17 protein-coding genes and 1 pseudogene are annotated in these 13,989 nt (G+C 70.4%); 5 read left to right on the forward strand and 13 right to left on the reverse strand.

What is annotated here, in order from left to right; translation table 11 throughout:
- Positions 1-43 precede the first annotated feature (43 nt).
- Positions 44-388 (reverse strand): hypothetical protein, encoded by a 345-nt coding sequence (locus AC3WSN_RS24400; protein WP_492543350.1) that lies wholly within the window; start codon positions 386-388, stop codon positions 44-46.
- On the opposite strand from AC3WSN_RS24400, the gene AC3WSN_RS24405 reads away from it, so the two are divergent.
- The gene (locus AC3WSN_RS24405) at positions 305-883 is read left to right on the forward strand and encodes a hemerythrin domain-containing protein (protein WP_492543236.1); all 579 of its coding nucleotides are present in this window, start codon (positions 305-307) and stop codon (positions 881-883) included. The two genes, AC3WSN_RS24400 and AC3WSN_RS24405, sit on opposite strands and share 84 nt — an antisense overlap.
- 162 nt (positions 884-1,045) lie before the next feature.
- Positions 1,046-1,237: a hypothetical protein gene (locus AC3WSN_RS24410; RefSeq protein WP_492541501.1), complete on the forward strand. Its 192-nt coding sequence runs from the start codon at positions 1,046-1,048 to the stop codon at positions 1,235-1,237.
- 27 nt (positions 1,238-1,264) lie between these two features.
- Here the strand turns inward: AC3WSN_RS24410 and AC3WSN_RS24415 are convergent.
- A pseudogene (locus AC3WSN_RS24415) lies at positions 1,265-1,498 on the reverse strand (DUF6894 family protein); the annotation flags it as partial.
- Positions 1,499-2,089: 591 nt separating this feature from the next.
- On the opposite strand from AC3WSN_RS24415, the gene AC3WSN_RS24420 reads away from it, so the two are divergent.
- Both AC3WSN_RS24420 and AC3WSN_RS24425 read left to right on the forward strand, forming a co-directional pair.
- Positions 2,090-2,344, forward strand: a complete 255-nt coding sequence (locus AC3WSN_RS24420) for a DUF6894 family protein (RefSeq protein WP_492541503.1) — start codon at positions 2,090-2,092, stop codon at positions 2,342-2,344.
- A gap of 261 nt (positions 2,345-2,605) precedes the next feature.
- On the forward strand, positions 2,606-2,833 hold the full coding sequence (locus AC3WSN_RS24425; protein WP_373622845.1) for a hypothetical protein: 228 nt from the start codon (positions 2,606-2,608) through the stop codon (positions 2,831-2,833).
- Positions 2,834-2,982: 149 nt separating this feature from the next.
- Here AC3WSN_RS24425 and AC3WSN_RS24430 read toward each other — a convergent pair whose 3' ends face one another.
- From AC3WSN_RS24430 to AC3WSN_RS24445, 4 genes are all read right to left on the reverse strand, one after another.
- Positions 2,983-3,240, reverse strand: a complete 258-nt coding sequence (locus tag AC3WSN_RS24430) for a hypothetical protein (RefSeq protein ID WP_192709585.1) — start codon at positions 3,238-3,240, stop codon at positions 2,983-2,985.
- A 526-nt stretch (positions 3,241-3,766) separates the two neighbouring features.
- Entirely contained in the window at positions 3,767-4,075 is a 309-nt protein-coding gene (locus AC3WSN_RS24435) for a hypothetical protein (RefSeq protein ID WP_492541505.1), read from the reverse strand.
- A gap of 212 nt (positions 4,076-4,287) precedes the next feature.
- On the reverse strand, positions 4,288-4,539 hold the full coding sequence (locus AC3WSN_RS24440) for a hypothetical protein (protein WP_492541507.1): 252 nt from the start codon (positions 4,537-4,539) through the stop codon (positions 4,288-4,290).
- A gap of 342 nt (positions 4,540-4,881) precedes the next feature.
- A complete protein-coding gene (locus AC3WSN_RS24445) occupies positions 4,882-5,085 on the reverse strand; it encodes a flagellar basal body-associated FliL family protein (protein ID WP_192709582.1) in 204 nt (67 codons plus the stop codon).
- A gap of 291 nt (positions 5,086-5,376) precedes the next feature.
- On the opposite strand from AC3WSN_RS24445, the gene AC3WSN_RS24450 reads away from it, so the two are divergent.
- On the forward strand, positions 5,377-6,840 hold the full coding sequence (locus AC3WSN_RS24450) for an FAD/NAD(P)-binding protein (protein ID WP_492541509.1): 1,464 nt from the start codon (positions 5,377-5,379) through the stop codon (positions 6,838-6,840).
- 611 nt (positions 6,841-7,451) lie between these two features.
- Here the strand turns inward: AC3WSN_RS24450 and AC3WSN_RS24455 are convergent.
- The 7 genes from AC3WSN_RS24455 to AC3WSN_RS24485 form a co-directional block, all read right to left on the reverse strand.
- Positions 7,452-8,396: a GNAT family N-acetyltransferase gene (locus AC3WSN_RS24455; protein WP_492541511.1), complete on the reverse strand. Its 945-nt coding sequence runs from the start codon at positions 8,394-8,396 to the stop codon at positions 7,452-7,454.
- Positions 8,393-9,238 (reverse strand): class I SAM-dependent methyltransferase, encoded by an 846-nt coding sequence (locus AC3WSN_RS24460; protein ID WP_492541513.1) that lies wholly within the window; start codon positions 9,236-9,238, stop codon positions 8,393-8,395. The genes AC3WSN_RS24455 and AC3WSN_RS24460 overlap by 4 nt, the downstream gene beginning before the upstream one ends.
- A complete protein-coding gene (locus AC3WSN_RS24465; RefSeq protein WP_492541515.1) occupies positions 9,235-10,266 on the reverse strand; it encodes a glycosyltransferase in 1,032 nt (343 codons plus the stop codon). Before AC3WSN_RS24465 ends, AC3WSN_RS24460 begins: the two co-directional genes overlap by 4 nt.
- Positions 10,263-11,054: a PIG-L deacetylase family protein gene (locus AC3WSN_RS24470; protein WP_492541517.1), complete on the reverse strand. Its 792-nt coding sequence runs from the start codon at positions 11,052-11,054 to the stop codon at positions 10,263-10,265. Before AC3WSN_RS24470 ends, AC3WSN_RS24465 begins: the two co-directional genes overlap by 4 nt.
- Before the next feature lie 123 nt (positions 11,055-11,177).
- Positions 11,178-11,543 carry a response regulator gene (locus tag AC3WSN_RS24475; RefSeq protein ID WP_192709576.1) on the reverse strand — a complete coding sequence of 122 codons (366 nt, stop codon included), beginning with the start codon at positions 11,541-11,543 and terminating at the stop codon, positions 11,178-11,180.
- The gene (locus AC3WSN_RS24480; protein ID WP_492541519.1) at positions 11,540-13,027 is read right to left on the reverse strand and encodes a sensor histidine kinase; all 1,488 of its coding nucleotides are present in this window, start codon (positions 13,025-13,027) and stop codon (positions 11,540-11,542) included. Before AC3WSN_RS24480 ends, AC3WSN_RS24475 begins: the two co-directional genes overlap by 4 nt.
- A 171-nt stretch (positions 13,028-13,198) precedes the next feature.
- Entirely contained in the window at positions 13,199-13,693 is a 495-nt protein-coding gene (locus AC3WSN_RS24485) for a ferritin-like domain-containing protein (RefSeq protein ID WP_492541521.1), read from the reverse strand.
- Positions 13,694-13,989: the final 296 nt, after the last annotated feature.

Here is a 13,989-nt window from a genome sequence, read left to right on the forward strand (position 1 = left end):
AACTTGCGCAGACGCAAGCGCGTTCCCCCCACGCCCATCGGCTTCAAGCCTGCACGCCGGTGCCGCGCTGCGCCCGCGTCGGGCCTGGGCGGTCGATGATCCGCAGGCGGGGAGGCCCGACACCGAGGCCGGACCCGGCCGAGAAGGCTTGCGCGTCGGCCCATTTCTTCAGCGGCCGGTAGGAACGGTCCGTGCGGGTGGGTTGTTCGAAGCTGTTGCGACGCCATCGACAAGGGAGACGTGCATGGACATTTGGCAGCTCATCGAGCGCGATCACGAGAACATCGGTGGCCTGATCCGCGAGATCCCTTACGCTCTCAACGATCCCGGCGCGGTCGGCGGCCGAGAGCAGATGCTGTCCGATCTCATGGCTGAGCTGGACCTGCATGCGGTCGCCCTCGACGCCAGCCTCTACGGTCCCCTGAGCCGCGAGAGCCAGACACGCGCGCTGATTGAAGACCTGCACCGCGGCCACGCGGAGTTCAGGCGCCAGTTGCAGCAGCTCGCCCGCTATTCGCGGAGAAACTCGGCCGGCTGGCTCGACACCTTCGAGGATGTCACGTTCCTCGTGGATCAGCACCTGCACCGCCATGTTCACGAGCTGGTCCCGGCAGCCCAGACCCTTCTCGGGCCCGAGGAGGTCGCCGCGGCGACACGGGCTTTCGTGCGCGCCAAGACCAACGCCCTTCGGACGCGCCGGCGGCGCACCGTGCCGGGGGGCCTGTCGAGCGAGGTCGCCCTCGTTGCGACGCTCGCCGGCGTGGCGGTCGGACTCGGTTATCTGGTCTGGAACGGCGGCCGGTTTGGCGGCTCGCGGTCGCGCCGCGCAGCCGAGGCGGGGGAGCGTGTCCCCCGGCAGGCGGTGCGCCCGATGCCACGGTGACCACCGCCGAGACCGCGTTGGGGCGCAAGGTGGCGCCCGCGCATCGGGACGCGCCGCCCACTTGGACCCGCCCCGAGCTGCTCGCGGGGCGGGGGAGCGACCGATCGCCCCCGCGGCCGTAGGGATGCGCTATGCCCGTTCAGCCTCGGCACGATGCGCCTCGTGTTGGCGCTGCAGGTCTTCGAAGGTGAGCAGAAGGCCCGTGGCCTCCTCGACAGGCAATCCGTCTGCTCTGAGGCGAGCGACGAGCGCGCGCTGCTTCGCGACGTGCTCTGCACCTTCGCGAACATGCCGCCGCAGCATCTCGATCTCGGTTTCGCCCGGTTCCATGCGGGCAACATAACCGATCTCTGATGAGAACCGCCGTCGGCTGATCAGAGACTAGCGAGACGCCGCGCCGTTCAGCCGGCGCCCCGTGAAGGTCAGCGTCCCCGCGTAGATCTGGCTGCCTTCCTCATCACGGACCATCACCGTAACGGCTTGGTTGTCGCCGTCGTTTGAGGTGATCAGCTCTGCGACATCCGGCAAGCTTGCCATAACCCTCTCACGGGCGGCTTCGATAATCTGGCATTGCAGGCCTTCCGCATCACGCTGGATCTCGCCATCGTGGATGTCGAAGTAGAAGCGAGGCGCTTAGGCCGCCTTCCGACCTTGATCTGCCCCATGGCCGTCAACGGCCGAGCTTCGGCATGCACGAGGTCATCCAAGGGGCTTGATCACAGGCGGGTGTGGGGGGCGCTGCAAGGCGCCAACCTGCTCTTGAGCCAATCCGAACCGTGAGGCGGCTCAGCGTCAGGATGGCCGGCGGCAGGAAATTCAAGCTGCGCGCGGTGCCTTCGCCCGTCTCCGGATAGCGTGATCAACGCGCCGGAAGGACCTCCGCAGCGCCCTGTCGAGCGGCTAATCGGACATCGGTCGCGCGCTCACGCGCCCGTCCTTATCCTTCGAAAACTCATTTTTTGCTCGCAACAGCATGGCGCGGATATGCGCTCGTCTTTTGAGCCTATCCGAAAGGCCGTAATCGACTTGCCCCTCTCCTTTAGCAATGACCGCCATAATGGCGCCTCCAGAGCCTTAAGATGTACCGCAATCCATGCGATCGCGACTTAGGGACGCTCGTAGCTCGATTTCCGTTCCTATCCCTATGCGATTTCGCACAGGTTGACCTACGTTAGCACCAGGGAAGAGCGCTGTTCGGGGGCAAGAATGCTCAGACGGTTTTATTTCGACGTCGACAACGGTCGGGAGACAATCCGGGACGATGAAGGCGTCGAGGCCGTAGATCTGGAGCAAGCGCTGACCGACGCGCGCGGCGTCATCGGCGAAATGGCGGACGATCTCGGTACCACCGATCTCAACAACTCGTGGACGCTCGTCGTGCGTGATGAGATGGGATTGACGGTTGCGCACGTGCCAATCGGACTGTTCTCCAGCGCGCACCGGATGCCGCGTCGCGGCTGAGCGGCCGCTCTCATCGCGTTGGACTGTCGCCGGACGAGGATCGCGCGGCCGCCAGAACCATTGCGCGTGCCCCGACGGTTGAGCTGGAACTCGGTCGGGATCGCTGGCGCCTCTGGCGATCTGCTCCGCGCCGTTGATGAGGCCGGCGGTGTTCCCGACACAGAAGAGCGCCGAGCCCCGCAACCCAAAAGCGCACAGCTTCGTTCCTGCGGCTGATCCGAACCGGGTCAGCTACGGGAGGAAACAATGCTACGTTTTGGAGTGGGGTTGGCGCTGACGATGGCCATGGGGGGCATCGCACTGGCTGCGCCGATGACGACAGAGGACAAAGCCGCGCTGCAGCAGCAATGCAGCGGCGATTTCACGACCTTCTGTGGCGACATGCCTCCTGCGGATAGTCCAGAGACGCAGGCCTGCTTCGACAAGAACATGTCCAAGCTCTCGCCGGGCTGCCAGAACGCGATCCAGGCCTACAAGAAGAAGGGCTAGGCGACTCCGCCTGCACGCGAGGCTCAGCGGCAGACGAAAGCCCGCCACAGCGGTTTGCTGGGCGGGCTGAGATTGTCGCGGGTCGGACGAGAAGTCCGGATTGCACGAAACACCGTCGCGGACCTCACCACAACGGAGTGCGGCCTTGGTCACTCAGGTGCGGCCGGTCCTCTGAGCGTCCGACCCACGGCGCGTACTCTGGCGCGGTTGGCCTCACCCTGCACGTAGCTGATAACGCGACGTCGGACCGCCACGTCCTCGATCTGCTCAAACGCCCGGATCAACTCGGCATTCTCTGACAGGCTCAAGCCCTTCGCGTCGTTGAGCTGTCTCGCGACCCGGAGGGTCTCGATCGAGATGCCGAGTGCATCGGCAATCTGCGAGAGGGCTTGTGCCGTGTCATCCATGCCCGGAACCCCAGGTCAGTTCGCAAGGCTCAACCGCTAGGTTTGTATGCAACCGCGTACAAATCACGGAAGCGTGCGTCGTCGGGTTTGATCGGCCTGCCGTGCTTCAGGCACATGGCTGGTTGCGCGCGGCGCGATCGATCCGGGCGGCGCTGATGATTCGGCCGTGCAGAGGCCGCGATGCTGGAACCGCCCGACGCGCGGCGGTCGCAGGATGGACGGAGTTCAGACGACGTGCGGCGGCAGGATCAGGAACTGCGCGTGCACGATCAGGCTGAAGGCCATGGCGGCCGTCACGACGGCGTCGACGAACCGGCTGGTCATCGTGGCTGGCTTGGTCATGGCGTACCCTTCCGATCCTGTGGCCGGCGACCGGCCGCGTCGGGACAGGCTTATGGTTAAGCCCGGTATCCGGCTGATTGCGCCGATTGTTGCGTCCGCGGCGTCGTTCGCGCGCTCCGCGCCTCCCCGGGCGAAAGGCGCGTGCGCCCCTTCAGGGTCGCCGAGGGGCCCAGGCTTTCCTGCTCTACTGGAGCGTGCATGCGCCCGCGGGCACCTTGCGCCCGGCTTCCAAGAGGGCGCGCAGCTTCCGCGCTGCGATCAGGATGATGTCGGGACGCGCGACCCCGTGAGGCGTCTCGGTCACGAAGCGCCGAAGCGCTTCCGTGAGATTCCGCTCGATCTCATCCATCAGCTTGAGGCCCTTGGAGCCCTCAAGCCTTAAGTAAGCGTCGGAGAGCGTGAGGTAAGCCGCGCTCGCAAGGAGGAAGGCGACGCCGTTGGCCTCCTGCACCTCATCAGGAAGCCACTCGCTTTCCGCGACGCTGTTTTCCATAGGCCGGGTCCCGCCAAGTGTGTCTCGGCGGGTTGTGTATCGAGTTTTGGAACAGCGCTGATTGATAAATCTGCGCTTTCGCCCAGTGCTGCAGTTCCTCCGATCATGCAACGCGAGTCGCTCATCGCCTATCCGGTGCCCCGTTTTCCGCGTGCGCGGCTCGGTGCGGGCCACAGCACCCTGCCGGAGGGTACGATCACGCAGCGCAAACGTCAGGGCGCGAACTTCAGGCTGATCTTACGGCCGTCGTGCGAGACGACGTGGCACAGCTTGTCCACTTCCAGAGCCGCCGAGATCAGTCGCAATTTCTGTGGGATGGGGCCATCTAACGCCACCTCGATCAGGGCTCCGCCCTTGTTGAGGTTCCAGATCAGGCAGCCGCAGCGTTCCTTCGGATCGCCAAAATAGATCTGTCCCGTTTTCAGGCCGGCTCGGATCGCCTCGCTCTTCCTGTTTTCAGACACAAAAACTCTCATACGTTATAAAATCGAATATTTATTATACTATCGGCCCATAGGTCAGCTTCCACATCAAATGATGCGCGCGATCGTGGCGTGGGATGAGTACTTACGCCCGCGCGACCCGCGAACTGTTCGGCTGACCGTCGCCGGAAGTTCGGGACACCGACCGTCAGACGACGCAACGAGGCTCCATCGTCGCGAGGCAATGCTGCCGAAACGCCCGACATTCACCGTTCTGCGGGGGGCAGGCGCGGCCGGGAGACCGCGCCTCGATCGGCATCGGGAGCGGGCCTGGGGCGCCTTCGGAAGCTGCGGGCTTCCGCAGGCCGCTGTCGTCCGGGACGCTCAGCGTGCGGGGGCTGCAGCCGGAGCGGGATTCTGCGGCGACAGGGCCGACCCGGAACTCTGCTGCGAGGCGGTGTGCTGTTGGCTCCCCGTCTGCCAGGTCCAGTACCCCGCGATCCCGCCCGCGAAGACGAGGCCCATCACCACGAGGCCGATCACGATCGGCTTGAGATCGCGCCACTCCCGACGCTTCGCTGGCTCCACGGTATTCCCTCTCGACGTGACGGACGGTGGCTTGCACGCCCCGAGCCGCTAACCGCGCAACCGCCCGACCGGGTCCGCCGCTCCGGCCCACAGCGGCGTTCCCGAATGTCGAGCCGGTCAGGTGCGGAGGCCGCGCCGTCGGCCCGCGCCCGAGCTCCACGATCACGTGTGAAACGTCACGGCCGTTCGCGCGGCGGTCTTGTCATCGGCGCGGCTCCGGCTCACGCGCGACACGATGATCGCGACGCGGCGCCTTCCCGACCGACCTGTGGACGTTCCCGGAGACGCTTCGTGAGCGCGCACGCCGCACCGCCCGCTCCGGATGCCCTCCGGCTCGTGATCGTCGGCGGCGGCTTCACCGGCGCGGCGCTCGCCATTCATGCGATGCGGGCCGCTGCCGGTCCCCTCGACATCGTCGTGCTGGAGCCCCGGGCGGAACTTGGGCGCGGCGTGGCCTACGGCACGGCGGACCGGAACCATCGCATCAATGTGCCGAGCGACCGCATGGACGTCGCCGCCGAGTCCGGGGCCGCGACCGCGTGGTTTCGCGCGCAGGGCCTCCTGCCGGAGGGCGAGGCGGCGCGCTACCTGCCGCGCGCTGCCTACGGTGCCTATGTCGGGGACCTGCTTGCCCGGACAGGCGCGACGGCCGGCGACCGGGTGCGCCTGCGCCATCTGCGGATGGCGGCCACCGCAGTGCGGCCGCAGAACGGCGCCTGGATGGTGGGCACGGATACGGGTGAGCGGATCGCGGCGGACCGCGTCGCCCTGTGCTTCGGCCACGCGGTGCCGGCTCTGCCCTGTCGTCTCGGTCCGGGCGTCGCCGCGTCCCGCCGCTTCGTCCCGGATCCCTGGGCGGTCGACGCCCTGGCCGCCATCGAGCCCGGGGCCTCGGTCCTGGTCGTCGGCACCGGGCTCACCATGGCCGACGTGGTGACGAGCCTCCGGGCGGGCGGCCATCGCGGAGCGATCACCGCTGTGTCGCGCCGCGGCCTCCTGCCCAGGGCGCACGGAGTCTTCCTGACGAGTCTCGACGTGCTGGGGCCGGATCGGCCGCGGACCGCTCTTGATCTGCTGCGCCTGCTTCGGCGGCAGGTCGCGGCCGTCGATCCCGCCCTGGGCTGGCAACCGGTGCTCGACTCGTTCCGCAAGGTCCTGCCCGACGTCTGGAATGCCCTGCCGGCCGCAGAGCAGCGGCGGATCGTGCGCCGCCTGCTGCCGTTCTGGGAGGTGCACCGGTTCCGCATCGCGCCGCAGATCGCGGCCGGCCTCGCGCAGGCCCGGGCGGAGGGGCAGCTCTCCGTCCGGCGGGCGTCGGTGATCGGCCTGGCGCTGGCCGCGGATGGCCGCCTGGAGGCGGAATTGCGGGCGGGTGGCGCGACGGAGCGCCGCCGGTTCGATGCGGTGGTGCTCTGCACCGGGCCGGAGCGCGACGTCTCGCGCAACCCGCTGGTGGCGGCCCTGCTCGCCGACGGCACCGCGCGCCTCGACGCGGTCGGGCTCGGGCTCGCCGTCGACCGCCGCAGCCGCGTGCTCGGCGCGGCGGGCGCGCCCCAGCCGGGCCTCTACGCCTTCGGCCCGATGACCCGGGGCAGCTTCGGCGAGATGAGCGGTGCCACCGACATCGCCCACCACATCGAGGCCGTCGTGGCCGGCCTGCTGGAACGGGATCTCGAGGGCGCTCTCCGCCGGGGCGGCCGCCGGCTCGGCGCCGGAGACGGCGGCCTCATCGACGAGCCCGTCGACCGAGCTTGACGCTCGAAACCTCCTGCGCATCCGCAGGGCGTGAAAGGCGGACCCGGTCTGTGTCTCGTTGACGGTTGCCGGGAAGCTGGCCTAAGCAGCTCCATGATCCGTCGCGCCAGCAACGCCGTGAGCTATCGCCCGCCCTCACCATAGGGCGGCTGCGTTCGATCACGACCAACGATCATACCGAGCCGCCGCATTCCGGCGGCGCTTTCATATCCAGGCAGGTCCCCGGGGGCGGCGCGTCCACCACCGACGAGAGACCACAATGCCCTCCCAGCGATCAGCGTCCATCCCCTCGGCCGGCGACCAGCCGGTCGAACCTCAGGCACCGTGCCTCTTCGAGGTTGAGCACGGCGACACCGTCATTCGCATCGCTGACGATTGGGACGGTCATGTCCTCATCGAGAAGCTGTACGTTGCCCTCCGGGAAGCTCGTCAGGCGCGGGACAAGGCGGCCCTGCTGCGGGCAGCAGGGCCTGTCCGCGCGGACAAGCCCGCAGAGCGTCCAGCGACGTAACGGTTCGGTCCGCGCCGCAAGCGGCCCCCGCCACGGGTGCCAAGCGTCGGGTTTCGCCCGGTGGCGACCTGTCGGCGATCCTTGAATCGCCCACAGGGTTCTAGCCGGCCCGCCGCACGGTGCGGCGGACGGTCCGGCGCGGCTCGGCGCCCCAGCGGTACTTGTACGGCTCCTCGCCGCGCAGGAAGTGGAACTCCGCGACCCCCGCCGCCGCGGCCGCCTCGATCAGGCAGGCGAAGGCGAGTGTGCCGAAGCTCTGCCCCGGGACGCTCATGTCGACGGCGTTGATGTAGGAATAGCCGGCGCGCGGGTCGGCGAGGCCGTACAGCACGGCCATGATCGCTGCCTCGCGGCGGACCAGGGACATCCGGAGCAGGCCGGCCTCGGCCAGCGCCGGGGCCGCGCTCCGGTGGAAGGCCTGGATCCGGGGATCCGCCAGGACCCCGGGCTGGCCCTCCCGGGCCCAGCGCGCCGCGTGCAGCGCGAACAGCGCGTCCAGCGCCGGGCCGATCTCGGCGGGCGTGGCGAGCGCCTCGGTGACGCCGCCGAGGCGCCCGGCCCGATGCCGGTCATGCACGACCTTGCGGCGCTGCGTGCTGGTGAGGGCCGCGAGCGGCGAACCCGCGCCGGGCAGCGTCAGGACGGGGCAGATCTCCGCCTCGGTGTCGTGGGCCTGCCAGCCCCCGGGCACGGGTCCGAGGAGCGGGGAATCGGCGCGCAGGTCCGGCAGCAGGAGCTCGTCCCACCGGTCCGCCGTCGCCAGGATCGCGGACCACAACCGGTCCACCGGGGCGCCGGGCACGACCAGGGCATCGCAATAATCGCTGTGTCCGGCCCCGACCGGCACGAGCCGGCGCACGCCGGCATCGTGCCAGACGAACAGCGGCAGGGCCGCCACGAGATCGCCGGCCGGGTCGCGCACCGCCGCGTCTAGGCGCTCGCCGCCGCCGAGATGCGTCCACCACGCCTCCAGCCAGGCCGGGGACTGGAAGGGCGTGGCGCGCGGGTCGCGCCGCCACAGGGACCAATGCTCCTGCCGGGTCACGCGCGCCGCCTCAGGTGAAATCCCGTGCCGTCCCAGATCCTGAACGGGCGCTCGCCCGCCCGCAGCACCGCGAAGCCGTGGGCGGCGGCCAGCGCCCGGACCTCGGCGTGATCCCGCTCCGGGTCGGACCGGTAGGACCAGTTGAACACCAGCAGGTCGCCGCCCGGGACCAGCACCCGCGCGGCTTCCGCCAGGAAGGCGTCGAGGCCGTCCGCCTGGACCACGTAGGGCAGGCTGTCGACCGCGATCAGGAGATCCACGGCGCCGTCCGGCACCGGGCAGAGGCCGTCGGCATTCTGCGCGAAAGCCAGGTTGCCGCGTTCGCCGGCCCGTCGGCGGGCCTCGGCGACCATGCCGGCGGAGAGGTCGAGGCCCAGCACGCGTCCGGCCTCGCCGGCGAGCGCGGCCGCCACCCGGCCGATGCCGCAGCCGAAATCCACCACCCGGCGTTCCGCCGGCGGGGCCCAGGCGCGGATCACCGCCACCAGCTCGTCGGTGGCGGCGGCGAGGTCGTCCGGGTCGCCGAACGCGTAGAAGGCGACGCCGGCCTCGGGCGCCTCGTCGGCCAGGCGGTCGAACAGAGCCGCCGTCGCCGCCCGGACATCCGCCCCCTCCGGCCACAGGCCCGAGCGCGCCAGCCGGCCGAGGGCGTCGAGGCGGCCGCGGTGGCGCTCCGCCAGGCGGGCCAGGGCGGCCAGCGGCGGCGCGTCCGGCCGCTCCGCAGCGGCGCGTTCGAGCCGCGCGACGTCGATCGCCCGGCCGGATAGCAGCAGGCGGGACAGGGCGATCTGGGGCGAGATCTCGCCGCGCGCGCAGGCTTCGAGGATCTCCGGATCGGTCATGCGGCGAGCCTCGCGTACAGGTCGAGATAGGCGTCGGTGGTGTGGCGGAGCGCGAAGCGCGCGCAGGCCGCCTGCCGGCAGGCCGCCGGGTCGATGGCGCCGACCGTCCGGATCGCCTCGGCCATCTGCACCACGGTGTCGACGATCAGCCCGGTGGTGCCGTGCGTGACGATCTCCGGCAGGGCGCCAGCCCGGAAGGCGATCACCGGCGTACCGCTCGCCAGCGCCTCCATGGCCACCAGCGAGGACGTCTCCGGCGCCGTCGAGGGGATCAGGACGCAGCGCGCCTGCGAGAGCAGCCGGCGCTTCTGCGCGCCCTCCACCGGGCCGACCCAGCGGCGCAGGGTGTCGAGCCGCGGCGCGATCGCGGTCTCGAAGTAGCTGCGGTGGGCCGCGTAGGGAAAGACGCGGCCCGCTGCGATCAGGGGCGCCCCCGCCATCCGGGCGGCGTCGAGGGCATGGTGGAAGCCCTTCTCGGGGGCGACGCGGCCGAGCACCAGCGCGTAGGCTTTCTTGGCCGGGCCGGGCCGGTAGGCCTCGGTGTCGACCCCGTTGGGGATCGGCGGCAGCAGCGCGATGTCGGGCGGGGCGCGCCGCGCCTGGTCGGGGGAGACCGGATTGAGCCAGGTGCCCGGGCGGCCCGGCCGGAGGGCGCCCGGATCGTACCAGTCGATCGGCAGGTGCAGGGTCGCGAGCACCGGCACCCCCGGGGGCGGCAGGTACCGGTCGAAGTCCAGGCCGTGCAGGTGAATGAGGTCGGCGGAACGCGCGCGGACGATCTCGGCCAGCAGCGCCTGCAGGCGCTCGTAGAGGGCGGTGCGATGCACCTCGGTGATCTCGCCCGCCGGCGCCGGCAGTGGCGTCAGCGTTCCCGCCGTGCAGGAGCCCGCGGCGGCGATCACCTGCGCGCGGTGGCCGGCCCGCACCAGCGCCCGGTCGAGCTGCGCCAGCACCTGCTCGGCGCCCCCCGCCGGATCGGCGGTGACCGGTGCGAACGGGTAGGCCACGCTCACGACGGTCAGGCTCACGCCGCGACGGCCTCCGCCAGCCGGCGCCAGCGCGCGGCGGTGATCGACCAGCCGAACCCGTCGTAGAGGCTCGCGCCGGGCGGCGGCGGCGCGGTGAAATCGTAGGCCGGTGCGGGCCGCCAGCGCTCGGCCTGCGGGCACCAGCCGTCGATCACCGCGGCCTGGCTGCGATGGGCCGCGATCGCCTGCGCCACGCGCGCGCGCTCGGCCGCGTCGAGGGGCCTGACCTGTTCGGGGCAGCCCGCGTCGGGCCAGAAATGGCCGAAGCGGCGCGTGCCCGCGTGCCGGTGATAGCAGGCGAACTCCGCCAGGGCCGGTGCCCGGCCGGTCCGGTCGCCGATCCGCGCGGCCGCCTTCCGCACGGCGAGTGCGGCGGTGTCGTGATCGGGGTGCCCGCCCTCATACGGATGCGTCAGGACCGCCGCGACGTCCGTCAGGTCGTGCGCCAGCCGCGCGACGAGGTCCGGCAGGTGGGCGACGGCCTCCTGATCGGGGAGGCCGTAGGCGATGCGGCGGGGGCGGGCGTCCAGCACCGCCAGGGCCGCCTCGAGTTCGTCCGACCGGGCGCGGGCGTAATCCGCGCGGGTCGCGAAGCCCAGCCGCGCGGCATCCGCCATGTCGGCGGGCGCGCTGTCCGTGAGGTGGATCAGGATCAGCCCGGACAGGCGGGGCAGGGCGGTCCCCGCCCAGAGCGTCTCGTCGTCGGCATGGGCCACGACGAGGGCGACGGGGTCGGGGATCGGCGTTCCGGACGCGAGGCGCCGCGCGAAGGCGAGGGACGCGCTCAAGGATCTGCCGATCTGGGCAAGCAAGACACCCGCAGGCTGGGACCATCGATGGCCGCTGCAGGTCTATCCGCCGCCGCGGCCGGAAGTTCCCCGGCCGCTTGTCCGCCCGGCTTGCCCGGCGGGTCAGCCGAACAGGGTCCGGGCGACGATCTGCGGGTCGATCGGTTTCTGGCAGAGGGCCACGGCCCCGTGGGGCGGCGGCACGGCGGCCGGATCGTAGCCCGTCGCGAACAGGAACGGCACGCCCCGCGCGTGCAGGGCGTCGGCCACGGGGTAGACGAGCTCGTCCTGCAGGTTGATGTCGAGCACCGCGGCGTCGATCTCGGCGGTGCTGGCGATCAGGGCCAGCGCCTCGTTCACGCTGGGCACCGGGCCGAGGACCTGGGCGCCCCCCTCCTCGAACCAGCTCTTGAGGTCGACGGCGATGAAGTAGTCATCCTCGACCAGCAGGACCCGCCGGCCGGTGAGCGCCTGGGTGGACAGGGTCATGCTTGGCTCCCGATGGCTTCTCCCGCGGGGAGGGGAAGGTCAATCGCGCAGTGAAGCGCCGTCTCGCCCAGTTCGTAGCGGGTCTTGGCCTTAAGCGCATAGGGCAGCGCCCGCTCGATGAGTTCGCGCCCGTAGCCGCCCCGCGTCACCGGGCTCTGGATGTCCCGCTCGCGGACGAGGCCTTCTTCGACCCACTCGACCAGCAGCCGGCGCCCGTCCTCCGACGGAAAGGTCCGCCAAGTCACGTTGAGGCGCCCATGGGGGGTGGTGAACGCACCATATTTCAGCGCGTTGGTGGCGAGCTCGTGCAGAGCCAGCGCGAAGGTCTGCACCGTCGCCTTGCGCAGGCGCACCATCGGCCCCGTAAGCCGGATCCGGCCCTGCATGGTCGGCGCGTCGAGGGCCGCCAGTTCCGTCTCGATCAGCGCCCGGAGCGTGATCGGCTCCTGGTCCGAGCGCGACAGGAGGCCCTGCACGCGGGAGAGCGCCGAGAGGCGATCGTTGAACCGCTCCCGGAACGTCTCGCCCGGCCCGGTCTGCGCCATGGTCTGCTTGGCGATGGACCGCACGACCCCGAGCAGGTTGCGGGTCCGGTGCTGCAGCTCGGCGACCATGACCTGCTGCCGCTCCTGGAGCTGGCGCAGGTCGTCGATATCGGTCGAGGTGCCGAGCCACTCGACGATCCGGCCCTCGGCGTCGCGGACCGCCGTCGCGCGGGTCTGGAACCAGCAATGGCGGTTCTCGGGGGCGTTGCAGAGCCGGTGCTCGTACGAGAGATGGCCCGTCTCTGCCGCGTCGCGCCAAGCCGCCTGGGCGGTTGCCCAATCGTCGGGATGGACCGCGTCCAGCCAGCCCCAGCCCAGGCTCGTGACGTCGGTCTGGCCGGTATAGGCCTGCCATTGCGGGCTCGACCAGATGCACGTCCCGTCGATGGCGGCGCGCCAGATGAGCTGCGGGATCCCCTCGGTCAGGGTGCGGAACAGCGCCTCGCTCGCGCGCAGACGCCGCTCGGCGAGCACGCGTTCGGTGCTCTCGACCACGATGGCGATGACGCCGGCGGGCTGCCCGCTCGCGTCGAAGACCGGCGAGTAGTCGAGGTTCATCCAGACCTGCTCTGGCCGCCCGTAGCGGTGCAGGGTGAGTTCCTGATCCCGGTAGGACAGCGTGCCGCCGGCGAGCCCCACGCGCATGACGTTGTCGTTGAAATCGGCGACCTCCGGCCAGCCCTCGCGCACCTTCGAGCCGAGGAGCTGCGGGTGCCGGCCGCCGGCGAAGCCCGAATAGGCATCGTTGTAGATCATGATGCCGTCCTCGCCCCACAGCAGGACGATCGGCACCGGTGAGAGCAGCACGGTGCTGACCGCGAAGATCAGGCATTGCGGCCAGCCCGTGATCGGGCCCAGGGGCGTCTGCGCCCAGTTGTAGTTCCGGACGAGATCACCGAGTTCGCCGCAGCCAGCCGGAAGGGGCCACGCCTCGTTCATGCCTTGAGCGAACCCCGGGACAACAGCACGGTCGAGCGCGGGACTGAGAGAGATGGCGGCGATCCCACGACGGCATGGAGCATTGGCCGGGCCGGTTGCCGAAACCGCCCGGCCGCGACGCTACTACATGGCCGCAAGCCTTGGTAGGGCCGCCCCTGCGCGCGCGCGGGCTTACGCCGCGGCGCGCTCCACAGCCTCGGCGAGCTGGCTCGCGAGCGCGTCGCCCTTGTAGATCTCGTCCACCGCCTGCTTCAGCTTGGACGCGTCCTCGGTCCGGCCGAGGGCCTTGGCGTAGGCGGCGGCCGAGCCGAAGCCGGCCAGACCGTAATGCGACATGCGCTGATACTGCGCGATGATCGCGACGTCGCGCAGCTTGCCGTCGCTCGGCGCTTCCTTGATCCCGTGCTTCAGCGCCTCGGACACGAGACCCTCCATGCCCTTGCAATGCTCGGGCTTGGTCTCGCCACCGTTGGCCTGGATCAGGCTCTTCAGCACGTCCGTGTGCTTCTGGATGCCGCCGACGGAATGCTCCAGCATCTGCTTCAGCTTCGCGTCGCTGACCTGCCCGCTGAGCTGCTGCACGGCCTTGACCATCTGGTCATTGGCCGACCAGAGATCCTGCATCTCATCGAGATAGACCTCTTTCAGGGTGCCGGGTGCCGACATCGCCGCCTCCGTGTTGGTTGCCGATGCCCGGTGAACCCAGGCTGGCAGGCGGTGTTCCGGGACGCGGCGGGACGCGGGACTTCGGTTGGCGGCGAACCTCCCGGCCGAAGGGGTGACGCTTCCCATGCCTGCAGTCCCCTTGCGTGCAGCGCGGCGCCCGGATGCCGAGCGGCAGCCGGTTCAACAACGTCACCTGGAGCGCTATCGACAGCGGCGGCAACGCCGTCACCGGGAGCACCGCGGCCCCGAGCGGCCGGTGAGCCACACCGGGCCGGCGCGCGGCCAGCCCGGATTTC

It is taken from the genome of Methylobacterium sp. FW102-HT35C08 (assembly GCF_058790235.1).